This window comes from Acetobacteraceae bacterium (genome assembly GCA_004843345.1).
GTDB lineage: Bacteria > Pseudomonadota > Alphaproteobacteria > Acetobacterales > Acetobacteraceae.
This window is the reverse complement of record CP039460.1, coordinates 1,436,158-1,458,309: the sequence shown is the minus strand read 5'-3', so window position 1 is coordinate 1,458,309 and position 22,152 is coordinate 1,436,158. Positions and strand designations below refer to the sequence as shown.

The 22,152-nt window shown below is 42.1% G+C and carries 25 protein-coding genes; 10 read left to right on the top strand and 15 right to left on the bottom strand.

All coding sequences use genetic code 11. The features are described from left to right. The first annotated feature begins 11 nt into the window (after positions 1-11). From FAI40_07180 to FAI40_07165, 4 genes are all read left to right on the top strand, one after another. On the top strand, positions 12-872 hold the full coding sequence (locus FAI40_07180; GenBank protein ID QCE35135.1) for a PhzF family phenazine biosynthesis protein: 861 nt from the start codon (positions 12-14) through the stop codon (positions 870-872). Positions 873-893: 21 nt separating this feature from the next. Continuing rightward, entirely contained in the window at positions 894-1,364 is a 471-nt protein-coding gene (locus tag FAI40_07175) for a RidA family protein (GenBank protein QCE35134.1), read from the top strand. A gap of 59 nt (positions 1,365-1,423) precedes the next feature. After that, positions 1,424-2,716, top strand: a complete 1,293-nt coding sequence (locus FAI40_07170; GenBank protein QCE35133.1) for an adenosylhomocysteinase — start codon at positions 1,424-1,426, stop codon at positions 2,714-2,716. 135 nt (positions 2,717-2,851) lie between these two features. Further along, positions 2,852-4,141, top strand: a complete 1,290-nt coding sequence (locus FAI40_07165) for a hypothetical protein (protein QCE35132.1) — start codon at positions 2,852-2,854, stop codon at positions 4,139-4,141. Here the strand turns inward: FAI40_07165 and FAI40_07160 are convergent. Further along, positions 4,076-4,822 carry a GNAT family N-acetyltransferase gene (locus tag FAI40_07160; GenBank protein QCE35131.1) on the bottom strand — a complete coding sequence of 249 codons (747 nt, stop codon included), beginning with the start codon at positions 4,820-4,822 and terminating at the stop codon, positions 4,076-4,078. The two genes, FAI40_07165 and FAI40_07160, sit on opposite strands and share 66 nt — an antisense overlap. 140 nt (positions 4,823-4,962) lie before the next feature. Here FAI40_07160 and FAI40_07155 point away from each other — a divergent pair, with 140 nt between their 5' ends. Continuing rightward, positions 4,963-5,247 (top strand): hypothetical protein, encoded by a 285-nt coding sequence (locus FAI40_07155; GenBank protein QCE35130.1) that lies wholly within the window; start codon positions 4,963-4,965, stop codon positions 5,245-5,247. A gap of 88 nt (positions 5,248-5,335) precedes the next feature. Here the strand turns inward: FAI40_07155 and FAI40_07150 are convergent, their stop codons facing one another. From FAI40_07150 to FAI40_07140, 3 genes are all read right to left on the bottom strand, one after another. Next, a complete protein-coding gene (locus FAI40_07150) occupies positions 5,336-6,607 on the bottom strand; it encodes a cystathionine gamma-synthase family protein (GenBank protein QCE35129.1) in 1,272 nt (423 codons plus the stop codon). A 2-nt stretch (positions 6,608-6,609) separates the two neighbouring features. Next, on the bottom strand, positions 6,610-7,236 hold the full coding sequence (locus FAI40_07145; protein QCE35128.1) for a hypothetical protein: 627 nt from the start codon (positions 7,234-7,236) through the stop codon (positions 6,610-6,612). 65 nt (positions 7,237-7,301) lie between these two features. Further along, on the bottom strand, positions 7,302-8,501 hold the full coding sequence (locus tag FAI40_07140) for an alpha/beta hydrolase (protein ID QCE35127.1): 1,200 nt from the start codon (positions 8,499-8,501) through the stop codon (positions 7,302-7,304). Positions 8,502-8,711: 210 nt separating this feature from the next. Between FAI40_07140 and FAI40_07135 the strand changes: the two genes are divergently transcribed. Further along, complete coding sequence (locus FAI40_07135; GenBank protein ID QCE35126.1) at positions 8,712-8,921, top strand: hypothetical protein; 210 nt, start codon at positions 8,712-8,714, stop codon at positions 8,919-8,921. 27 nt (positions 8,922-8,948) lie between these two features. Here FAI40_07135 and FAI40_07130 read toward each other — a convergent pair whose 3' ends face one another. From FAI40_07130 to FAI40_07085, 10 genes are all read right to left on the bottom strand, one after another. After that, entirely contained in the window at positions 8,949-9,215 is a 267-nt protein-coding gene (locus FAI40_07130) for a DUF333 domain-containing protein (GenBank protein QCE35125.1), read from the bottom strand. A gap of 58 nt (positions 9,216-9,273) precedes the next feature. Then, positions 9,274-10,023, bottom strand: a complete 750-nt coding sequence (locus FAI40_07125; GenBank protein ID QCE35124.1) for a DUF333 domain-containing protein — start codon at positions 10,021-10,023, stop codon at positions 9,274-9,276. A gap of 137 nt (positions 10,024-10,160) precedes the next feature. After that, positions 10,161-10,892 carry a hypothetical protein gene (locus tag FAI40_07120; GenBank protein ID QCE35123.1) on the bottom strand — a complete coding sequence of 244 codons (732 nt, stop codon included), beginning with the start codon at positions 10,890-10,892 and terminating at the stop codon, positions 10,161-10,163. 288 nt (positions 10,893-11,180) lie between these two features. After that, complete coding sequence (locus FAI40_07115; GenBank protein QCE35122.1) at positions 11,181-11,366, bottom strand: hypothetical protein; 186 nt, start codon at positions 11,364-11,366, stop codon at positions 11,181-11,183. Between the two features lie 86 nt (positions 11,367-11,452). After that, positions 11,453-13,030, bottom strand: coding sequence for an alkyl hydroperoxide reductase subunit F (gene ahpF, locus FAI40_07110; protein ID QCE35121.1), 1,578 nt, complete (start codon positions 13,028-13,030; stop codon positions 11,453-11,455). 138 nt (positions 13,031-13,168) lie between these two features. Next, entirely contained in the window at positions 13,169-13,741 is a 573-nt protein-coding gene (gene ahpC / locus FAI40_07105; GenBank protein QCE35120.1) for a peroxiredoxin, read from the bottom strand. 142 nt (positions 13,742-13,883) lie between these two features. Continuing rightward, positions 13,884-14,999: a tRNA 2-thiouridine(34) synthase MnmA gene (gene mnmA, locus FAI40_07100; GenBank protein ID QCE35119.1), complete on the bottom strand. Its 1,116-nt coding sequence runs from the start codon at positions 14,997-14,999 to the stop codon at positions 13,884-13,886. Positions 15,000-15,014: 15 nt separating this feature from the next. Next, positions 15,015-15,329, bottom strand: coding sequence for a 2Fe-2S iron-sulfur cluster binding domain-containing protein (locus FAI40_07095; protein ID QCE35118.1), 315 nt, complete (start codon positions 15,327-15,329; stop codon positions 15,015-15,017). Between the two features lie 48 nt (positions 15,330-15,377). Next, positions 15,378-16,514, bottom strand: coding sequence for a cysteine desulfurase (locus tag FAI40_07090; protein QCE35117.1), 1,137 nt, complete (start codon positions 16,512-16,514; stop codon positions 15,378-15,380). Next, positions 16,515-17,645, bottom strand: a complete 1,131-nt coding sequence (locus FAI40_07085) for an aminotransferase class V-fold PLP-dependent enzyme (GenBank protein ID QCE35116.1) — start codon at positions 17,643-17,645, stop codon at positions 16,515-16,517. It abuts the gene before it with no gap. 223 nt (positions 17,646-17,868) lie between these two features. Between FAI40_07085 and FAI40_07080 the strand changes: the two genes are divergently transcribed. The 4 genes from FAI40_07080 to FAI40_07065 are packed head-to-tail and all read left to right on the top strand — an operon-like array spanning position 17,869 to position 21,462. Further along, complete coding sequence (locus FAI40_07080) at positions 17,869-18,525, top strand: alpha/beta hydrolase (protein ID QCE35115.1); 657 nt, start codon at positions 17,869-17,871, stop codon at positions 18,523-18,525. 25 nt (positions 18,526-18,550) lie between these two features. Continuing rightward, complete coding sequence (locus tag FAI40_07075; protein ID QCE35114.1) at positions 18,551-19,867, top strand: tyrosine--tRNA ligase; 1,317 nt, start codon at positions 18,551-18,553, stop codon at positions 19,865-19,867. Next, a complete protein-coding gene (locus FAI40_07070) occupies positions 19,868-20,713 on the top strand; it encodes a glycosyltransferase family 2 protein (GenBank protein QCE35113.1) in 846 nt (281 codons plus the stop codon). 23 nt (positions 20,714-20,736) lie between these two features. Beyond that, a complete protein-coding gene (locus FAI40_07065; protein QCE35112.1) occupies positions 20,737-21,462 on the top strand; it encodes a hypothetical protein in 726 nt (241 codons plus the stop codon). Here FAI40_07065 and FAI40_07060 read toward each other — a convergent pair whose 3' ends face one another. Next, entirely contained in the window at positions 21,463-22,143 is a 681-nt protein-coding gene (locus FAI40_07060) for an HAD family hydrolase (GenBank protein QCE35111.1), read from the bottom strand. Positions 22,144-22,152 lie beyond the last annotated feature (9 nt).

Here is a 22,152-nt window from a genome sequence, read left to right as displayed (position 1 = left end):
GGGTACGCAATATGATAAAATATCAAGTCATTGACGTTTTTACACAATCTTCTTTTGAAGGAAATCCAGTTGCTGTTGTTCTAGAGGCAGACAACTTAACCTCTGAGGAAATGCAAAATATTGCTCGGTGGACGAATCTTTCTGAGACAACTTTTGTCTTGCCTCCCAAAAATCCAAAAGCAGATTATCAGTTGCGCATCTTTACCCCCGAAAAAGAACTTCCTTTTGCCGGACATCCAACCATCGGAAGCGCCTATGCTATTCGAAAAACACGCCGAGAATTTGGAGAAAAAGCTAAAATTTTTCAAGAATGCATCGCTGGCTTAATTTCGATTCGTTGCGATCTTAAAGATCCTGAAAAGCTTTTTTTGAAACTTCCCGCAACCCATTTTGAAAAACTGAATAATGAAGAAATCGACAAGCTTCAAACCTGCCTTGGTACAAATATAAAAAATAAAGAAGCCAGCGCTGTAAATGTTGGTCCAGTTTGGATTGTTGGCGAAATTCAAACACCAGAAGCGCTTTTGGAAATTCAATATGACACGCAAACATGCCTTGAGCTTTGTAAGACGTTTAACGCAATCGGCATAAGCCTATTTGCAAAATATCCAGATCATCGCACCATTGAAATGCGTTCTTTTGCTATTCCTGTTGGCGTCCGCGAAGACCCTATTTGTGGTAGTGGAAATGGTGCAGTTGCGGCCTTTCGCTTAGAAAAAGGTCAACTTCATCCTGACGAAAGTTACACCGCAAAACAAGGAAAAGCGATCCAAAGAAATGGGGAAGTTTTCATCCGTCTCAATTCTAAAAAAGAAATTTTTGTCGGTGGCTATTCCAAAATCTGTGTTACAGGCCAACTTAATTTAGACTAACCCTCATGTTACTCGGAGTAAATCATGTCCAATCCTGAAGAAAAACTAGCAGCTTTAAACATAACACTTCCGACACCTGCAAAATCCGTTGCAAACTACCTTCCCTTTAAGCAAGCTGGTGACCTAATTTTTATTTCAGGTCAGCTTCCCCTCCAAGATAGGAAATTGCCTTTCACGGGAAAGGTCGGAAAAGAAGTCTCTCTTGAAAATGCAAAAAAAGCAGCCGAACTTTGCTTTATTAATATTTTAGCGCAATTTAAAGAATCGGTGAAAGGCGACCTTTCTGCTTTAGAAGAAATCGTTCAAATTCAGGGCTTTGTTGCAGCTGAATCTGCATTTTACGACCATGCTCAAATTATCAATGGTGCGTCTGATCTTGCTGTTGATATTTTTGGTGAAAAAGGGCGTCACTCCCGTTTTGCCGTAGGGGTTTCTAGCCTTCCGCTTAATACGCCTGTCGAAATTTCAGCCATTATCAGGGTACGTCTATAAAAACTTAGAAATAATCTCTATAATTAAAGCCACCATTTTTAATAGGAAGAAACGACTACATGACACAGGATTTTAAAGTCCGCGACCTTTCCCTCGCTGATTGGGGACGCAAAGAAATTTCTATCGCCGAAGGCGAAATGCCAGGTCTTATGGCACTTCGCAAAGAGTATGGTGCTTCCCAACCTCTTAAAGGAGCACGTATTGCTGGCTGCCTTCACATGACCATTCAAACAGCCGTTCTCATTGAGACCCTGATTGCTCTCGGTGCAGAAGTCCGCTGGTCAAGCTGCAACGTTTTTTCAACACAGGATCAGGCGGCTGCGGCTATCGCTGCAGCTGGCATTCCTGTATTTGCTTGGAAAGGTCTTTCCGAGGAAGACTTTAACTGGTGCATTGAGCAGACAATTCATGGTCCAGATGGCTGGACACCTAACATGATTTTGGACGATGGCGGTGACCTCACTGTCATGATGCATGACAAATATCCAGAACTTCTTAAAAATGTACGTGGCCTTTCCGAAGAGACCACAACGGGCATTCACCGTCTCTGGAAAATGGAAAAAAATGGCGAACTTAAAGTTCCTGCTATTAACGTCAATGATAGTGTAACAAAATCCAAATTTGATAATCTTTATGGCTGCCGTGAAAGTCTTGTTGACGCAATCCGCCGCGGTACAGACGTTATGATGGCTGGTAAAGTTGCTGTTGTCGCTGGCTATGGCGATGTCGGCAAAGGTTCTGCCGCAAGTTTGCGCAATGCAGGCTGCCGTGTGCTGGTAACCGAAGTCGATCCAATTTGTGCGCTTCAAGCCGCCATGGAAGGTTATGAAGTTGTCACAATGGAAGATGCAGCTCCCCGTGGCGATATTTTCGTAACCTGCACAGGAAATGAAGACATCATTACCCTTGAACATATCAAGGAAATGAAAGATCGTGCGATTGTCTGTAACATTGGTCATTTCGATAGCGAAATTCAAGTCAACCATTTACGTGAATTCACATGGAACAACATCAAACCTCAAGTTGATGAAATTGAACTTGCGCCAAACCGCCGTATTATTCTGCTTTCCGAAGGACGCCTCGTCAATCTCGGCAACGCAACGGGTCACCCTTCCTATGTGATGTCCTCTTCTTTCACAAATCAGACCTTGGCCCAGATTGAACTTTGGAATGCCAAAGAAGGTCAGTATGAAAACAAAGTCTATGTTTTACCTAAAAAACTAGATGAAAAAGTGGCTGCCCTTCACCTTGAAAAAGTTGGCGCAAAACTTTCTAAAATGAAACCACATCAGGCTGAATATATTGGTGTCCCTGTTGATGGTCCATTTAAACCAGACACATACCGTTATTAAGCTTTTCTTGCTTAATAAATAAAGAAAAGGCACTCTCTAGAGAGTGCCTTTTCTATTCTAAACACTCTTAAATCTTTTTATTTTACTGAGTACAGCTCATTAAAAGCGCTAATCAATAAGTCTTACAGAGATTTTATGCCTCAATCTGGTTCTCATTTGTTGCCTCCTGGAATTTCAGAAACAGTTTTCCGTTTTTCTAACGAGGAAATACCTCTCCCGCCAGAATTTACGACAACGATTGTCTGCTCTTTGGAATTTGCTTTAAACAATCAAAATCCCCCGACCATTAAAGCCCTAAGAACTCTTTTTCAAAATAATCTCCAACAGCTTCCCGTTCTCACACATTTTCTAAAAGGCGAATCCCCTCATTTTCAATGGGAATCTTATCTTCCTCAATTGGATCAACTCATCACAGAGAAAACACTCTCAGAAACAACGTTAGAGAATGAAATTCATTTCCTTCTGAACCAAAAACTTCCTTTTACGACCCCATGGCGTGTCTTTCTCTTTAAAGGATATGCAGAGAATAAATTCACTATTGTATTCTGTGTCCGTCACGAAGTAATGGACGGCGGTGCGCTTATAACAATGATTCAAACGCTTTTTTCATTTAAAAGCGCTTCTTCTCCCGTCGCGTGCGATATTTCTGGAGCGTCTCAATCAATTTCTGAAACAGCTCCTGAACTTTTAAAACTCCCTCCAGAGGCTAAAAAGAATGTAAATTTTTGGCAGGAGACGCCTTCTAAAACACATATTGAAAATAAAACACTACAATTCCCTGCTTCAATTCTACCTCAGATTGGGAAACGTTTCTCAGTCTCAGGGAATGATGTCTATTTATATCTCATGGGGAAAGCAATTTGGCAGTGGCGAAAAACCTATCAGGCACTACCTTTGCCGCAAGATGCAGGACTTTCTATCCTTGTCCCTATCAATATTCGTCAAGCTAAGGATAAAAATCCGGGCAATCGTTTTTATCTAAAAAATCTTTCAGTATCGGAAGAAACTTCTCTTACAGAAATTTCAAAATCCATAGATGTTTTTAAACAAGCAAATATTCGAAAACAACTTTTTGAACGCTATGCAAAGAATGCAGACTCCGCCTTTGTGCAAGCCCCGTCTCCTGAATATTTCTTTTCATCTTGCAGCAGCTTACGCTTAACCTCCCCGATACAATGGGGAAAATTCCCTCTCCTTAACTTAGGCCTCCGTTTTAACTCAAATCTACCGATCTATACGATGCTCAGCACCTATGCTCCCAAAAGAAAAACAGAACAGGAAGCCATCTCCACCCTTTTCTTGTCCTTCCAGAAAAACATTCCAAATCTTAATAAAGTACCCCTTTTTTATATAGAGGCCTTAGAAACGCTCGCAAAAAAAGCTGGCCTTACGCTGGCAGAAAATGAGATAAGAAAAACCGCATAGATACGCCATTAAAACATTAAACGGCTTTTCTGCGGCTCCCTCTAAATCAAAGTTTCTAGGAGAAAGCCAGCGTTCATATTCTTCTCTTAAAGCTGGCCAATCTTTATCTAAAATTGAAAACCAGGCTGTGTCCCTATTTTTTCCTTTTACGACCAAATGTTGACGGAAAATACCTTCAAACTGGAAACCAAAACGCTGAGCTGCTCGCTTCGATGCTTCGTTTAAATTATCGCACTTCCATTCTAAACGCCGATAGCCTAAAGAAAAAATATAATCAGCTGCCAAAAAGACAGCCTCTGTCGCACGACGTGTCCGCGCCAAAGAAGCCCCCCAAAGCACCCAGCCGATTTCTGCAACACCGTTTTTTTCATCTATGCGCATCAAAGCGAAATGTCCCTCAGCTTTTTTTGTCGCTTTATTCACTACTGCAAAAAAAAGGAACGCATCATTGGCTAAAAACTCTTGAATAAAACCTCTTACATCTTCTTCTGAAGCTGGTGGAAACGCTGGAAGATATAAATATCTTTCTTCTTTTTTGCGTTGAGAGAACACCTCATAAAGATCCCCAGCATGGGAAAGTGCAAGAGGTTCTAAAGAAACATAGCGCCCCTCTAGAACTTCTTTTTCAGGACGGCGGACGTCATTCCATTCAACAGAATTATTTTTGTCTGCAATCAACATGATCTTTCCTATCCAAAATTTTATCCCATAAAAATACAGAATACACAGAGCCTCTCTAAAATTCGAGAAATCTCGCCCTAAAAGAGAGAATTTATGCTATCATGAGGCTAACTTTCGCCTACATGAAAAAGGAAAGCCATATGTCAAAAGAAAATTATGAATATTCGGAAGCTCAGAAAAATGAAGTCAAAGCACTCTTAAAACAAGCTTTAGAATCAGATGAGCCAACAGAAATTGCATATGAAAAAATTGCAAAAACATTTCCGGCAGATGAAGCTCATCCTACCATTCCAAACTGCCCCCTCATTCATGGAAATGAACTTCCCCAATTTCTAGGCGATGAATGCACAGGCCTAAATGTCAAAGGTTTTGGAAAAACAGAAGAAGGCGAAACAACTATCATTTTTTTCCGAAAAGTGGATTGATTAAATCTCTTTCTCATATAAAAAGCCCAGTCTGCATAGAGCAAATTGGGCTTTTTTATGAAATCATAAACTCTCTGTAAAGAAAAGATTACGCTTTGAATGCCTGTTCAAAATCGGCAACCAAATCAGCGGCGTCTTCAATCCCAACAGAAACACGAATGGTTGACTCTTTCACACCAATACGATCCCGAACCTCTTTAGCAACACCGGAATGTGTCGTTGAAGCAGGATGGCAAATGAGAGATTCCGTTCCCCCTAAAGAAACAGCCACTTTAAAGAGTCTCAAACGGTTAAGGAAAGCAAAAGCCTCGGCTTCCCCACCCTCAATATCGAAGGCAAAGGTAGAACCTGCGCCTGTGCATTGTTTTTTGTAAACAGCCTCTTCCTTAGAACCTTTTGGAAAAGCTCCTGGAAAGTGAATAGCTTTGACTTGTGGCTGTTTTGAAAGGAGTTCAACAACTTTCTCTGCATTATAAGCTGCTTTCTCCATTCTCAAGCCTAGCGTCTCTAAAGAACGCATAATCATCCAGCTTGTATGCGGATCAAGATTTGTGCCAATTGCATTGCGCAAACCCATTACCTTTTTAATCAGCTCTTTAGATCCGACAGCGCCACCCGCAATCAAATCAGAATGACCACCGACATATTTTGTCAAAGAATAAACGGACAGATCAGCACCGTGCTGCAAAGGCTTTTGAAAGACAGGGCCGAGCATTGTATTATCAACAATGATCAAAGGGCGTTTATCTTGCTTCTCAGCAATTTTGTCTGCAATCTTACGAAGAAGTCCCAAATCCATCATTACATTGGTTGGATTTGCTGGAGATTCAACATAAATCACCCCAACATTTCCCTTCTGCATCGCTGTTTCAGCAGATTTTAGAAGGGCCTCTTCATGAATCCCATCTGAAAAGCCGACGGACTTCATCCCAAGGCCAGCCATTGTTTTCAAGATAAGAGTTTCTGTTCCGCCATAAAGAGGCTGTGAATGAAGAATAACTTCTCCAGGCTGAACGAAAGCGAGAAGAGATGTAAAAATCGCCCCCATACCCGATGAGAAAAGCACACCTGCTTCTGCCCCTTCATAAGTGGCTAAACGGGCGGCTGTAATATGGCTGTTAGGGTTATCAAAGCGGGAATAAATATACCCTGCTTCCTCACCTTCAGGCAATTTTTTACGACCTGACATATAGTCAAAGAAATCTTTTCCTGCTTCTGCTGTTGGAAAGAGAAAAGTTGAAGTCAAAAAAATAGGTGGCTTAATCGCTGCCTGAACCCGTGCTGGATCATAGGCAAAATTCATCATCTCTGTGTCTGGATGATAATTTCCTCCAGCATGTTTTTTAATTTTATCTGTCATAATTAAGATTTATCCTCAGATTTTTTAGTCGTTTTCTTTGCTTTAGAAGCCGTCCTCTTCTTTTTAGCAGATTTGACGACTTTTTTCCCTGTTTTTTTCTCAAGTTTAGGTGCAGTAACCTCTGCCTCTTCCGAAATTTTTTCGGCTTTTTGTGCTGCAGCTGCTGCCTTAGAAGAAGATTTAGCCTTCCTGGCGGCTATCTTCTTTCTTTTTGTTTCAGGATTGGAAACTTTCCTTAACGCAGTCCCCTCAGAAGAGGAAGAGAGAGGTGCGAGATTCTCTTTTATAATTTCTTCAGACTGAATTTCTAACGTCGTAATTGCAACAGGCTCTTGAAGTACCTCTTCAGAATCAGAAAAAGAGGACATATCAACTTCTCTTTTTTTCTGCTTTTCTGTGCGAAAAACCTGCTGCATCACCCATTCAAAAAAAGTCAGTCCTGATTCTTCCAATTTCTTTGAAAAAAATTTGAACAAACAAAGAGAAAGAATCCAGCCGACAGTCATCCCCCAAAAAAATGGAAAAAAACGACAAGAAGAATGAGAAGAAGCCTTTAAACAGGGAGGATGAGAGACATCTTTCTGTAAAAGTCTTTCTTCTAACGGTTGTAACTCTTTCTCAAATTTCAAAATATCCTCCAAAAAATTGCTTATATTTTGGCAAGACTAAATCTAATCTTAACAAAAAATAACAATCATGCCTTTGCTGACAACATCTTATATTCATTTTTTGTTGGGTCAGCCTCTGCGATTTTTAAGCGCCAGCTTTCTCCCCTGCTATTTTCACGAAGTGTTTCCATTTCTTCTTTTGTTGACGCACGATGTGGATTACGGATAAAATCCGCTGTCTGCTTCAGCGCTTGATGGGCTTCTGGAATATATTTACCAACAACAAAAATATGTGGCATACCGTAATATTGCTCCAAAACCATCCAAGGTTCTTTCTCTTTTAAACGTCTTGCATCCGAGTTCAAAATATCGCGCGTACCTGAAAAGATAATTGTTGGCGGCAACCCATCCAAATCCTTTGCCATAATGGGATTAATTTCAGGATCTTTAGGATTCAAATCACCAATCCACATTTGCCCTCCTTTACGCAAGAAAGGAATATCCAAAATCGGATCAACTTTTGCTAACTGATCTTGTCCTTCCCCTGTGCAAGAAAGATCCAAAAATGGCGAATAGAGAACAAGACATCTTGGTTTTTCAAGTTTTAGACGTGCAATTTCCCGCGCCAAGGTCACAGAAAGCCAGCCTCCAGCAGAATCTCCCATCACGACGACATTTTCTGCACCGTGCTGTTCTACCAAATGCTCATACCCTTTAATGATCAAATCCATCGTTTCACGCCAAGTATGTTTTGGCGCTAACGGTAAAAAAGGCATATGCACAGTACAGCTCATCTTTTCAGCCAAATCTGAAAGCATCCAGCCATAATATGGCATGACATCCATCACAAAATCACCGCCGTGAAGGTAAAGAATATGGATAGGCGTTTCTGCCCCCTCTTTTGGCGTCGTAATAAAAATCTTTGTATTGTTAAAAATAACTTGGTGAAAATTGACTTTTGGCCTGTGCCAATGCCAAAAACCGCCCCCTTGCAAATGCTTGCTCCCCCGAACAACGGTCCAAATATTACGTTTGACAATAGGCGAGAAAAAATCAACAAGCTTAAGCCAAATCCAAGCTTGTGTACTTACACCCGCTTTAATCGCCGCTTCCTGCGTATAGCGGAAAAGCCCCAATCCTGTCCCTGCTCCCACTAAAAGAGATTTAGAATGAATTTTCTTTAGGAAATTCTTGTCCTCTTTAGACGTATCAGAAAGAAGCTTATGAAACGTACCTTCACCCTTTTCTGGAGATTTAGAGGAAGAGAAATTTAAAGGGAAACGCACTTATGAATACTCCTAGAAAAATAATTATATGCTTGAAAGTCGTATTTTATTTTAAAACAAAAATGCCTTTTTTCCACTAAATCATGTTTTTAATTTTAAGAACAAGCGTTTTCATCTTAGGCCAAAAGAAAAATTTATAGCGCTGCTTGACCCTATAGTTACTTGAACCTTTATAGTCATCTTAACCTCTTTTTAAGAAAGGATTTGAGGATGAAAAAAATTATTTTAAAAACGGCTATGGCCGCCTTTTTAGTAGCACCTTTTACTTTTGGAACGACTTTTGCGGCGACAACAATGTCTCAGACACCCTGCTGTGCGCACAAAGATTGCTGCAAAGATTGTGGCAAGAAACATCACCATTGTAAAAAAGATTGCCACTGTCCTTGCTGTAACGAAGAAGCAGCCCAAGACGCACAATAAAGATTAAAGAGCGAATGGGATTTTAATCTAATGGGCAAGTTCTTTTTGTGACTGCCTAAAAAAATCCCATTCCTCAACAACTTGCCCATTTTTTAGCGTGCAATACCCGACTTCGTTCCCCTGCGCATCTTGACGCAAAACAAGTTTTCCTTTTTGAGAAATACAATAAGCAGAGGCTGGATTAGGCATACCAATCTGCTTTCCTTTTTTCTCTTCTTGAGAGCTTGCGCAAGCAACCAAAATCCCACAAGCCAGAAGCGCCAAGGATATTTTAAAACGAGCCGTTTTTTGCATGCTTACCCTCTAAAAAAAATGCCCTTCCCAAAAAGAAAGGGCATCATTTATTTCAACGTCAGTTTGAAACTTGACGCTCTGCATAACTTGTTTTTTCATCCGCTTCTTGTTTTAAAACTTGATTTTCAGCGGTCAAATTATGCTTCTGATCTTTTGTCATGTGTTTTTTTAATTTTGCTGGCGCAATGCTGCCTTTACCCTTTAAAGCTTTCTGATAAGCATCCTCAGCTTTTACACGGGTGTTATTTGGCAAATAGCAATATTCGGTTTCTTTCCCTGTGATCCCTTTGCCATTATGGGCATGCCCACCAACTTTTGAGCAATAAAGAGCAGCAGGATCAGCTTTACCGCCAAGGTCTTGCGCTTTTTTAGAAGCATCTTCACCTTTATCGGCAGCAGCCTGCGCATTTTTCTGAGCCTCAGCCGTTGCCTGCTTGGCCAATTCCTGATCCATCAAAGAAACGGACTTCTTTTTCTTACTATCAACAGCACCGACCTGCTTTGCTTCCTGTGCTTCCAAAGCACCAAGGTTTTCACCACTTGCCTTTGCATCGGTTAAATCTTTTTGCTCCTCAGCTTTCAAAGAATCAGCATCAGAAGCGACCTTTGCCTGATCCTCATTGACTTGAGCTTGTGCATCTCCAAGCGCCTTATCTGCGTCTGTTTTGGCCTGCGCCTGTTCAAGATTAATTTTATCCTGAGCTACTGGGGCTGTATCTGTTGTAGAAGCACTGGCAAAGGTGGAATTTACGCCGACAAGTCCAAAAAGCCCTGTCAAAAGTGCCGTTGTTGCGAGTAATTTTTTCATAGAATCTCCATCAATTCTTACCGGAATAGCCTAAAGAGAAAGGGAAAGCCCAATGCCCCATATCCCAACTTTAAAACTTCTTCATACCCTATCTGACATTCAAAAATCTTGCAAAGAATGAAGCTTGTACAGATTCTCTATTCTTCATCTTTTTTAAACATTTTGACTTTTTCTTTAACTTTTATATGCAAAAACTCTTTTTTCTCAGGCGGAGAAAGTAAATTTTTATTCACACCTTCGGCAGCCGGCAAAGAAGCAACTTCTACTTTTTTAGAAACATTTTCTGAAACAGGAACTGGAATCACCTCAACGATATTCCCCTCCTCATCCTTTAATCGGACAACTTCCCCTTCTTTAAATTTTCGACCTGTCTGCATGAGTGCTAACTGGATCTCTTTGGGAAAATCTACAATTTGTGATTTTTCACGCTTCTCACGCTGCATAACCGTTCGGGCAACCATTCCTTGTGGCTGCCAAGCATGCCAGCGAAAATGATACCAGTAACGGGCTGCTGTTTGTAAAATAGCGTCTTCCTCTTTCTCGCCTTCTAAACCAAAAATAGGATCAAGTGCGGAATGGTCATCTGTTTTATCAACAATTAAAAATTTCCAGCATTTTTCAAAGTTTTTGCGGTTATAATAACGGCCATTTTTACGAATAAACTCAAAAATAAAAGCGCCTGCTAGATAACGCCGAAATAAACGTGCTTTTTCACCTTCTTCTAAAAATCCCTGTAAAATAGTTGATAAAAGCCGACGTGCGTCTTGATGCGCCATTCTTTCCAAAGGCAGATTTTTTTGCTGGAGTAAATATAACGCCTTACGTTCTCCAGGCTCCAAAAAATCACGATGTAACATTCTTGCTGACATAAATTCCCCCTTAATTTCAAATCGCTTTCATGGATCTTCCCTCAGATGGCGCAAAACAATAAACACCATAGCTTCTTTCCATACTGGAAAAAGCTGGGCTTTTTGCATCTCTAAAAGCAATCATGACAATGTTTTGAAAAATTCAGGTGTGGCTTCCTAATGAGCCGCCTCTCAGAATTAAATAATATTTTCTCTTATTATAAACAAAAATAAGATGAAAAAACAAAAAAGATTCCTAAAGAAATTTTCTTTAGGAATCTCTCTCTTTAAAAAAATCTTTAGAAAAGCCTAAATCTCAGATGGATTTTTCTCTTCCAAAATCCGCAAACGTTTTTCAAGTTTTTTGTGAAGAAAAGCGGTGAAGCCTAGTATGCCTGCCAATAAAGCTAACAGTGCGATATGGTGAAAAATAGCAAGCCGATCCAGCTTATGCTCGCTTGAAACTTCCTCATTAACCAACTTTAATAAGCCCATTTATTTTCCTTCCTCTCTCCTCTGCCACTCAACAAAATGCGTAGAGTGGCAGAAAGAAACAAACTTATTCCAGAATAAAAACAGCTTTATTCTTCAATTAAGTAACCAAATGCACTCAAAGAAGCCTTTGCCCCTTCGCCTGCGGCAATAATAATTTGCTTATAAGGAACATTCGTCACATCCCCTGCGGCAAAAATACCAGGCACAGAGGTTCTGCATTTTGTATCAACTTCAATTTCACCAAATTGTGTCAATTTAAGGGCATCCTTAACCCAACCTGTATTCGGCAGCAGACCAATCTGAACAAAGACAGCTTTCAGATCAAGTGTTTGCGTCTCTTCCGTTTTTCGGTTTTTATACCGCAAACCTGTCACTTTATTTCCATCACCCAGAACTTCTTCTGTTTCCGCATTCAATAAAATAGTGACATTCTCAAGGGAACGAAGTTTCTTTTGCAAGATCTCATCCGCAATCAAATAATCTCCACGCTGCAGAAGTGTGACATGCTTACAAATACCAGCAAGATCAATCGCCGCTTCAACACCGCTATTGCCGCCGCCAATGACTGAAACAGCTTCCCCTTTAAAGAAGGGACCATCACAATGTGGGCAATAAGCCACCCCTTTCGTGCGATATTCTTCTTCTCCCGGGACGTTAAGTGTTTTCCATTTTGCACCCGTTGCCGCAATAATCGTACGGGACTGCAAGCTAGCCTCATTCTCAAGCTTGAGTTGATGAAACTCCCCTTGTGCTTTTGCTGGCAATAAAGAACGAACAATTTGGCCATCCAAAATAGACACGCCAGCATGCGCCACCTGCGCCTCTAAATTTTTGGCAAGTTCCGGCCCTTCAATCAGCATCACAGACGGAAAATTCTCAATTTCACCTGCATCCATAACCTGACCGCCACACCTTTCTGCGACAAGCCCTGTTCTTAATCCTTTACGCGCGGCATAAATAGAAGCGACCGCTCCAGCAGGTCCTCCCCCAACGACTAAGACATCAAAAGGTTTTTCTTCTGAAATTTTCTTCGCCTTTGCCTCTCCGCCAGATTGATCCAGACGATCCAGAATTTTTTCCAGTGTTAAACGCCCAGAAGAGAAATTCTCACCATTGAGATAAACTTGAGGGACTGCAAGAATATCACGCTCTGTCGCTTCGTCAGAGAAATCAGCGCCATCAACGGCGACCACTGAAATCTTAGGATTTAAAACAGCCAAAATATTCAATGCCTGAACAACATCTGGGCAGTTTTGACAAGATTGGGAAAACCAAACCTCAAATTTATAGGTCTCTTTGCTCTCTTTCAAAAGAGATCGGATGCGCTCTGCCTCTTCGTCCTTAATACGTGGCGGATGACCGCTCGTCTGTAAAAGGGCTAAAATGAAAGACGTGAACTCATGGCCCATTGGCAGCCCAGCAAAAGTAATGCGGGGCGCTTCTCCAGCACGAGCGATAGAAAAGGAAGGTGAACGGCCTTCTGTTGCATTTTCATTCCAAGTTACTTTATCTGAAATTTCTGTCAAAATTTTAAAAAGCTGACGTAAATTGGAAGAAGTCTCCCATTGATCCAGCTTTGCTGAAATTTCAACAGGATTAACAATATATTCCATGTAGGCTTTTAGCTGATCAACAATATCAGGACCTAAAAGTTCTTTTGACATCTATTTTTCCTTATTCCTCCGAGGGCTCTTTTTATAGGAAGAAAGATATAAAAAAAGCTGGGAATTAAACCCAGCGATCATCTTCCCTATGAGCAAGAAAGGGGAAGAGAAAGCTCTTCCCCCACTCGTTATTTCGACTTAAATCTTGCCAACGAGATCAATACCTGGCTTCAAGGTTTTTGATCCTTCACGCCATTTTGCTGGGCAAACCTGACCTGGGTTTTTCTTAACAAACTGCGCTGCTTTAACTTTATCAAGCAATGTGTCCGCCTCACGGCCAACGCCCTCAGAAGTAATTTCGATATATTGAATTTTGCCTTCTGGATCAATCAAGAATGTTGCACGGTCCGCTGCAAAGAAATCATCACGCAACACATCGAAAGCATCAGAAATCTCACCGCTTGGATCTGCAACCATCGGGAATTTCACTTTACCAATAGCATCGGAAGTGTCATGCCATGCTTTATGAGTGAAATGCTTATCTGTAGAGACAGAGTAAACTTCAACGCCCAATTTCTTGAAATCTTCATATTTGCCAGCCAGATCTTCGAGCTCTGTTGGGCAAACGAATGTGAAGTCTGCTGGGTAGAAGAACAGAATAGACCATTTGCCTTTAAGATCCTCTGGGCTAAATTTAGAAAATTCTCCATTGGCTGGTGTAAAAACGTCTGTTGTTTCAAAATCTAGGATTTCATCACCAACTTTAACCATATTTATATCCTTATCATATTCAAATTTTCCAAACCATTGCCCCGTTCTCCCAGTCTGGAAAAGGTTTTAAAAGAAAAACGGGATCTTCTTAGTCCCTAGATAAGAACTCTGGAACAGACCTCAAGGGGGCGCATATACTTTTTTATGCTTTTTCTAAAAAAGTGGCAGGAGCTTCTATAAAACCGCCTCCCAAAATGCGATCTCCGTCATAAAAAACGCAAGCCTGCCCAGGCGCTGGTAAAGCAGCCTCTTCTAAGAAAACCTCTGCTCGGCCATCTTTAAGGGCTCTCACCTGCCCTTTACGGGGCCTCTCTCTTGCCCGAAGCTGAAAAGCGCACTCTAAATCCACCTCTAAAGGGGGCTCAATAAGCCAATTTGTCTCTTTTAAATAAATTCGTCGCCAAGGGGAGTTCTTTGCACATTTATCTTCTAAAAGACGGCGAGGCGCTATCACCAAACGACGTTTATCCGCCTCAATTCTCACGACCATCTGGCGCTCTCCTAGAGAAGTATGCAGATTTCCCAAGCCTTTGCTTTGCCCAATCGTATAGCGGACAATACCCTCATGCTCGCCGACAATATTCCCCGAAAGATCAATTATCTCCCCATGACCTTTCGTTGTCGGTGCTATTTTTTCAACCAAATCCGCATAAGAGCCCTGATTAACAAAGCAAATATCTTGACTATCTGCCTTTGAGGCCACCGTTTTTAAACCTAAACGCTGAGCCTCAGCCCGAACCTCTTCTTTGGAAAAAAAATTACCCAAGGGAAAATGCAGGAATTCCAGCTGTTCGTAGGTCGTTGCAAACAAAAACCAAGACTGGTCACGCTCTGAACACACAGGGCGATAAAGCGCAGAACGTCCGTCTAACAAGACTTCCTTACGGACATAGTGTCCAGTCGCCATCCCTTCACACCCAAGGTCTTTTGCAGTCGTTAAGAGGTCTGTAAATTTCACACCCTGATTACAGTTCACACATGGAACGGGCGTCTCTCCCTTGGCATATTGTGCCGCAAAAACATCCACAACACTTTCTTTAAAACGTTGCGTTGCATCAATAATGTAATGCGGAAATCCCATTCTTTCTGCAACTTTTGCCGCATCCTGAGCATCGCTTCCGCCACAACATCCTTTTGCCGCTGCTCCCGAAGGATTTAAATCCAGCGTTGCGCCAACAACTTCATGCCCTTGCTCTCGCAATAACGCCGCTGTTACGGCGCTATCAACCCCGCCTGACATGGCCACCAAAATTCGCAAAGTAACGCTTTCCTTTTAATCCTGCTTTGGCACAAGAACGGTTAAGCCATCTAAAGCTTCCGTCATTAAAATCTGGCAGCCTAGGCGAGATGTTTTTTGCACACCAAAAGCAAGATCAAGCATATCTTCTTCCTCTTCCGTTGTTTCCGGCAATTTAGAAGCCCATTCAGGATCCACAATCACATGGCAGGTTGCGCAAGCCAAAGAGCCTTCACATGCCCCTTCCAAGTCAATATCGTTTGCATGCGCAATTTCCAAAACAGATTGGCCAACAGGGGCATTAACTTCACGTCTTGTCCCATCAGGCTCAACAAAAACCATATGTGGCATCCTTATTTCCTTCCTTTTCTATAAAATAACAAAATCCCCTCTGCCTATTTAAAACTGGCAGGATAATTCCGAAAATTTTTCTAAAACTTTTTGAATCTCTTCTTGGGAAGTAAAACGCCCAAGCGAAAGACGCAAGCTTCTTTGTGTCCTTGCCTCCTCCAATCCCATCGCTCTCAAAACATAAGAACCCGCTCCAGAACCAGCAGTACAGGCCGAACCTTTCGACATTGCGAGCCCTGGCAAAGCCTTCATTATTTTTTCTGCTTCATAAGGTTTTGGAAAACAAAAATTCAATGTTCCAGGCAATCTGGCAACTTTTCCGCCGTTAATCTGCCCCTCTGGAAACAAAGCCCGCAACCCCTCTTCAAGAAGTTTTCTCAATTCAGAAACTTTTTTCCCTTCCTCTGCCATAATTTTTTGCGCTTTTTCACAGGCCTCGCCAAAACCAACCAGTAAAGGAACAGGCAAAGTCCCTGAACGCAATAAACGCTCTTGCCCTCCTCCTGTCACGATTGGCCGCAATCTGACACGAGGACGGCGGCGAACATAAAGCGCCCCGCATCCTTTTGGCCCATATAGTTTATGCGCAGAAATAGATGCGAGGTCAAAAAGAGCCGCATCAAGAGGCAATTTTCCAGCTATTTGTGCCAAATCAACATGCAGCAAAGCCCCCTGCCCACGGACAATTTGAGAGATTTCCTCTAAATCCGCCAGAACGCCTGTTTCATTATTGGCCGCCATCACACTGACTAAAGTTGTCGGCGTCTTCAAAGCTGCACGAAGCTGTTCTTTATCTAGCTTTCCCTGTTCATCAACAGGGAGAATCTCAATCTCAACCCCTTCTTTCTTAAGAGCTTCAAGCGTTTCTAAAACCGCCTTATGTTCCGTTGAAAAACTAACAAGACGGCATTTCCCCTGAGAGGATAAAAACTGCCTTGCTGTCCCTCTCAAAGCCAGATTAATCGACTCTGTTGCGCCTGAAGTAAAAATAATCTCGCGCACATCCGCCTTCAAAAGCATTGCCACTTGTTTTCTTGCTTTTTCGACTGCCTCAAGGGCGAAGGTCCCCAAAGCATGATGACTACCAGCATTTCCATAATGCGCCGAAAAAAACGGAAGCATTTTTTGAACGACATCTGGATCGCAAGGCGTTGCCGCTGCATAATCAAGGTAAATCATTTCCATTTATCTGCCTTCCGCTTGTAATTTTGTTTTTGCACGTCTTGCCAGAGGGCGGTAAGCATTCAAAAAAAACTCAATCTCTCTTTGCGTCACATTCCAAGGCAAACTGACACGCATTACTTGTCCAGCCCTCTCCGCTAGCCCCATAGCTTTCAAAACAGACGAGGCGCTCATTTTTCCTGAAGCGCAGGCCGAACCGGCCGACACACAAATCCCTGACATATCCATGGCCATCAGCTGAGCCTGAGAAGAAATCCCGTTAAGGCGTAAAGAGCTGACATTCGGCAAGCGGGCAACATCCTTACCAATAACTTCTCCGCCCATCGCCTGAACCGCCTCTTCCAATTCATTCCGCAAGCCCTCAATATCCTGCCAATTCTGAGTCTGTGCTTCTTTGAGCGCTTCTGCCATTGCCGCAATCGCTGGTAATGCGGGCGTCCCGCCACGCTTCCCTCCTTCTTGTCCTCCCCCAATAATCATAGGGGAAATAACATGCTCTTCCGAGACAATCAGGGCTCCGGCGCCAGGCAATCCCCCCATTTTATGGCCTGAAAGCGAAAAGCTTATTTTAGGAGGCAAATCTTTTGGCAGTGCCCAGCCTCGCCCAAAAGCCTGCACACCATCTAAATGCAAAAAAGCATTGAACAATTTTGCTAATGCGATGAAAGCCGTAACGTCGGAATAAATGCCCGTTTCATTATTCGCAACCATCACAGCAATCAACGGTGACTGCTCTGGCTTTAATGCTGAAAGCTCGCCCTCAAGCCACTGCAAATCATGTTGCCCTGATTGATCAACAGGAATAATTTTTGCCCATTCTGGCAAATTCGCTAATAAGGAAGGATGCTCCGTTGCGCCAACGAAACAAGGCCGTTCTACCCCTGACTGCGTCTTTTCTAAGCTTTTTAAAATAAGGGCATTTGCCTCACTTGCGCCTGATGTAAAAATACATTCCTTGGAACCAACGGCAAAAAAGCTGGCAATTTCTTCCCGTGCCTTTTCAAGATGACGCTTTGCTTCCTTCCCCGCCTGATGCACTGAAGCTGGATTTCCTGCTCCTAACGCCAGTTTATAGGCCAACTCAACCGCATGGGGACGTGGCACTTCGCTCGCATTCGCATCTAAATAGATCATAAAACCTTGGGAAAACCTTTATTTTGCAACATGTTCAGTGCGATCAGGCGGAAAGACGCATGAATAAAAATCTAGAAAAAATTGATAAATACGTTATAATAGCACCCTTACTAAATATATCTATCGGTTTTAAAATTAAAGGGAAGATATAAATTCTCTCCTTTAGTTCCTAATTTTCCAAAAACCAGCAATACTGAGAAAACCCTACGGATCTAAAACGCTCATGCCTGAAGTTATCTTTAATGGCCCAACTGGAAGACTGGAAGGTTATTACCATCAGTCAAATATCCCAGGGGCACCTCTCGCCGTCATTATGCACCCTCATCCCCATATGGGGGGCAATATGCGCAACCGCATCGCCATTACACTTGCTAAAACATTTATAGAAATGGGATTTTCTGTTTTACGTTATAATTCAAGAGGCGTTGGAAAATCACAAGGCAGATATAATGGCGGCATTGGCGAGATTTCAGATGCTGCCTCCGCATTAGACTGGATTCAATCCATGAATCCTGATTCTGTTGAAACATGGGTTGCGGGTTATTCCTTTGGAGCCTTTGTTGCGATGCAACTCCTCATGCGCCGTCCTGGAATTGATGGCTGGATCAGCATTGCACCGCCTGCGAACGACTACGATTTCAGCTTCCTTGCGCCATGCCCTTGCAGTGGCCTAATGATTGCTGGCGGCAGAGATACACTTGCGCCAGAGCCTGGCATCCGCAAAGTGGTTGATAAACTTAACACCCAAAAGAATGTGCAAGTTGATTACCGTATTTTTGCAGGCGCAGATCATCTTTTTGCTTCTTACGTTTCTCAAATTACAGAAGCGGTTGAAGATCATGTCGTCCGTTCTCGGAAAGAAAAGCAAAATTTTCTTTAATTCCCTCTAACCCTTTCAAAGTTTTATGACTGACAGCAAGCAACAGAAACCAACTTTAGGCAAAGACTATCCTTTTAAATCTTCTTTTCTTAAAGAAGCATATGAACGTGGCATGGTTTTTGATTGCACCGATTTAGAAACGCTTGACACCCAAATGGCAGAAGGGTCGATCGCAGCCTATGCTGGCTTTGATCCCACAGCAGATTCTTTACATGTTGGCAATGCGCTCTCCATTATGGTGCTGCGTCTCTTGCAAAAACATGGGCATCAGCCCGTTGCGCTTGCTGGTGGCGGAACAGGACGCATCGGAGATCCTTCTTTCCGTGAGGAAGCCAGAAAACTTCAAAATTCAAAAACACTTGCAAAAAATATTGCAGGCGTGCGCAGCTCTCTTAGCCAGTTTCTCCATTTTGAAGAGCAGCAAAAAGAAAACCAACGTCCGACCCTCCTCCTGAACAATGCGGATTGGCTAGCAAACTTATCTTGGCTAGAAGTCTTAGAAGATGTCGGCCCTCATTTTTCAATGAGCCGTATGCTTTCTGCGGAAAGCGTCAAACAGCGTTTAGACCGTGAGCAGGGGCTGACTTTTTTAGAATTTAATTATTCTATTCTACAAGCTTATGATTTCAGAGAACTCAAACGTAAACACCAAGTTGTGCTTCAAATTGGCGGTTCTGATCAATGGGGCAATATCACCGCAGGTATTGAGCTTGCCCGCAGGACTGGCGCTGGAAAAGTTTTCGGCCTGACCACCCCTCTGCTCACAACCGCCTCTGGTGCAAAAATGGGGAAATCTGCCGAAGGCACGGCCATTTGGGTTCGGGAAGAGAAACTTCCTGTTTTTGATTACTGGCAATTCTGGCGAAATGTTGAAGATCCAGATGTCGAGCGCTTCCTGAAACTCTTTACCGATCTCCCCCTTAAAAAATGTGAAGAAATCGCTAAGGGAGACATTAACCAAGCCAAAGAAATTCTAGCAACAGAAGCCACCTCTATCGCTCATGGACGTGAAAAAGCAAAGGCCGCCAGAGAGCAGGCACGGAAGATTTTTTCTGAGAAAAAATTAAATCCAACGGCCGCTTTTCCAGAAAAAAAACTCCCTTGTCCCAAAACATTACGAGAAGAATTTAAAGATGGTCTTCCCTTAACCGCTCTGCTCCATCTTGTCGAAATGGCTTCTTCCCGTGGGGAGGCAAGACGCCTCATCCGCAATGGAGGTGTCCGCATTGATGGTGAGAAAGTTTCAGATGAAAACCAAGCCATCGCTTGGGAAGAATTAAAAACAGGTGTTGCGCTTTCTGTTGGAAAGAAAAAACATCTTAAAATTCAACTCGAATTTTAATTGCACTCGGAAACAGCCAAAATACAGAAAATAGGAAAGGAGGCTTCCTGCCTTCTTTCTATTTCTCTTGTTCTTTATAAATCCCCAAAAAAACAGCTTCGCCAAACTTTGCAAACATTAAGACAGGCCGTCTCATTTATTCCAGCTGAACGTCTTTTTCTGCTCATTCTTGATAATGCCTCACATCGCCCCTACCGCAGAAAAAAATATCGTTGGCATGGCATTCCAACCGAAATCATAACAGGACTAGGCAATCTTGGTTTTGGAAAAGCCCATAACCTTGTCCTTCGCCATAAAAATCTTGGAACGTTTCATCTTATTTTAAATCCCGATGTTTTGATTGAACAAAACGCTCTCAAAAATGGCCTTAAAGCATTTCAAAAATATCCGAATATGGGCCTTTGCGCCCCAGCAATTTTGACACAACAAGATCAGCAAACACATTTAGGACGTAATTATCCCGACCTCTTATCGCTTGCCCTAAGAGGTTTTGCGCCAAACTGGCTAAAATCTGTTTTTAAGCAACACCTTGCCTGCTATGAAATCCCTTACAAAAACGAAAAAAAAGAAATCTTGAAAAATATCCCTTGTCTTTCAGGTTCTTTTCTTCTCATGCGGCGTTCCATTTTTAAACAGCTCCAAGGCTTTGATTCTCGCTTTTTTCTTTATTTTGAGGATTTTGATTTTTCGTTCAGAGCGCTAAAAATAACAGACACAGCTATTCTTCCAAATATGCTTATTCGCCATTTTGGTGGTAATACGTCACGAAAAGGATTGAGACATATTCTGTTTTTTATAAAATCGGCCTTCCTTTTTTTTCAAAAGCATGGCTGGAAATGGCACTAAAACACTTTTTCTGTAAATCTTAAATGATAAAAAAATTCAGTAAATTCCAACTTTATTGGAAGCAAATTTTAGCCACCCTCCTGATTTTTCTAGCGCTCTTTTGTTGTGCCTATTTTACGCATGATTGGCTCGAAAAAGGAAAATTTCCACAAGGAGAAACAGTTCTTCTTGTCCTTGCGGCCTCTTTTATCAGTTGCTCTGCCACCGTTTTGCTCGGAATTGGCACAGGAAAAGCCACAAGACAGCAATTAGAAACACAAAATGCTATTCTTGAAGTACAGGCAACCATGCAGGCGATTGCCGAAGACCAAAAGAATGTCTCTCAAATCAATATGGCAACGCCACATTTCCGAAATTATTTGGATTCAACATCTCTTTTTGTCATGGAATGTTTTGAGACCTACCGTATGATTAAAAATTCAGAACGGCCTGATAGCAAGTTTCTGATTAATCTCATGACACAAAAATCAAAATTCAAAACCTCTGCAAAAATTATTGAGGGGCTCTTTTCCTATCAAGAGACAACTTATCTCGAAATCTCTCATGAAATTTGCCAAAGCATGGATTATCTCATCAACGAATTCGGAGAAGCCTTTCTCCCCGAAAAACTCCATCCAACACGAAAAAACTGCACCATTCACAACCTCTTTCAAGAAATGAAAAAACATACCAGCGTGATTGAGAACAATATTGATCAATTCACCACGCTCATGGGGCATTGGCTCGGCAGCAATTTTACAAAGCGGTAATCAAGACCAGAATTTTTTTAAATCTTCTACCTTATGAATAATAAAATCAGGATGCGAAGCTTCCAGCTTTTCTATCCCATGTGCGCCCCATGTCACAGCACAAGCTTTAAGCCCTGCGTTATGCGCCATATCAATATCGAACGTTGAATCTCCAAAAACTATTGCCTCTTTAAAAATCGTAGGATGCCTTTCTTGAATATCCCCATATTTTTCTAAAAGCAGCGCTTCTGCCTTCCGAACAGGTGCCGCATTCGGTTTATGTTCCTTTGTAAAATCTGCCCCAACAATCACATCAAACAGCTCCAAAAGCCCTAAAGTCTTTAAATTCCCTAAAGCTGCCGGCGTCTGTTTACTCGTAATAATTGTGAGATAATTTCCAGCCTCTTTGGCCTGCATCAAAGCCTCTTTAATTCCTGGAAAAGCCCTAATATTTTCTAAAGAATATTTTGGATATAAAGAACGATACGTTGTCAGAATTTCGGAAATTTCTTCCGTGGACAAAGCATGTCCAACCATCTCAAGACAGGCTCTTTCCAACGGAATCCCCATTAGGGAAGTAATCTTTTCCGCTGTTGGCACAGTCCGCCCCAAAGCTCTAAACGCAGCTTGCGTACTGGCAACAACACATTGCACTGTATCCCCAATCGTCCCATCAAAATCGAAATGCAAAAGCTTGACCATTCTTCTCTC

Bases quoted from the DNA above. Each gene is read 5' to 3' on its own strand.
- FAI40_07180 (QCE35135.1), top strand. From the start codon at position 12: ATGATAAAATATCAAGTCATTGACGTTTTTACACAATCTTCTTTTGAA.
- FAI40_07170 (QCE35133.1), top strand. From the start codon at position 1,424: ATGACACAGGATTTTAAAGTCCGCGACCTTTCCCTCGCTGATTGGGGA.
- FAI40_07165 (QCE35132.1), top strand. From the start codon at position 2,852: ATGCCTCAATCTGGTTCTCATTTGTTGCCTCCTGGAATTTCAGAAACA.
- FAI40_07160 (QCE35131.1), bottom strand. From the start codon at position 4,822: ATGTTGATTGCAGACAAAAATAATTCTGTTGAATGGAATGACGTCCGC.
- FAI40_07155 (QCE35130.1), top strand. From the start codon at position 4,963: ATGTCAAAAGAAAATTATGAATATTCGGAAGCTCAGAAAAATGAAGTC.
- FAI40_07150 (QCE35129.1), bottom strand. From the start codon at position 6,607: ATGACAGATAAAATTAAAAAACATGCTGGAGGAAATTATCATCCAGAC.
- FAI40_07135 (QCE35126.1), top strand. From the start codon at position 8,712: ATGAAAAAAATTATTTTAAAAACGGCTATGGCCGCCTTTTTAGTAGCA.
- FAI40_07130 (QCE35125.1), bottom strand. From the start codon at position 9,215: ATGCAAAAAACGGCTCGTTTTAAAATATCCTTGGCGCTTCTGGCTTGT.
- FAI40_07125 (QCE35124.1), bottom strand. From the start codon at position 10,023: ATGAAAAAATTACTCGCAACAACGGCACTTTTGACAGGGCTTTTTGGA.
- FAI40_07120 (QCE35123.1), bottom strand. From the start codon at position 10,892: ATGTCAGCAAGAATGTTACATCGTGATTTTTTGGAGCCTGGAGAACGT.
- FAI40_07115 (QCE35122.1), bottom strand. From the start codon at position 11,366: ATGGGCTTATTAAAGTTGGTTAATGAGGAAGTTTCAAGCGAGCATAAG.
- ahpF (QCE35121.1), bottom strand. From the start codon at position 13,030: ATGTCAAAAGAACTTTTAGGTCCTGATATTGTTGATCAGCTAAAAGCC.
- ahpC (QCE35120.1), bottom strand. From the start codon at position 13,741: ATGGTTAAAGTTGGTGATGAAATCCTAGATTTTGAAACAACAGACGTT.
- FAI40_07095 (QCE35118.1), bottom strand. From the start codon at position 15,329: ATGCCACATATGGTTTTTGTTGAGCCTGATGGGACAAGACGTGAAGTT.
- FAI40_07090 (QCE35117.1), bottom strand. From the start codon at position 16,514: ATGGAAATGATTTACCTTGATTATGCAGCGGCAACGCCTTGCGATCCA.
- FAI40_07085 (QCE35116.1), bottom strand. From the start codon at position 17,645: ATGATCTATTTAGATGCGAATGCGAGCGAAGTGCCACGTCCCCATGCG.
- FAI40_07080 (QCE35115.1), top strand. From the start codon at position 17,869: ATGCCTGAAGTTATCTTTAATGGCCCAACTGGAAGACTGGAAGGTTAT.
- FAI40_07075 (QCE35114.1), top strand. From the start codon at position 18,551: ATGACTGACAGCAAGCAACAGAAACCAACTTTAGGCAAAGACTATCCT.
- FAI40_07065 (QCE35112.1), top strand. From the start codon at position 20,737: ATGATAAAAAAATTCAGTAAATTCCAACTTTATTGGAAGCAAATTTTA.
- FAI40_07060 (QCE35111.1), bottom strand. From the start codon at position 22,143: ATGGTCAAGCTTTTGCATTTCGATTTTGATGGGACGATTGGGGATACA.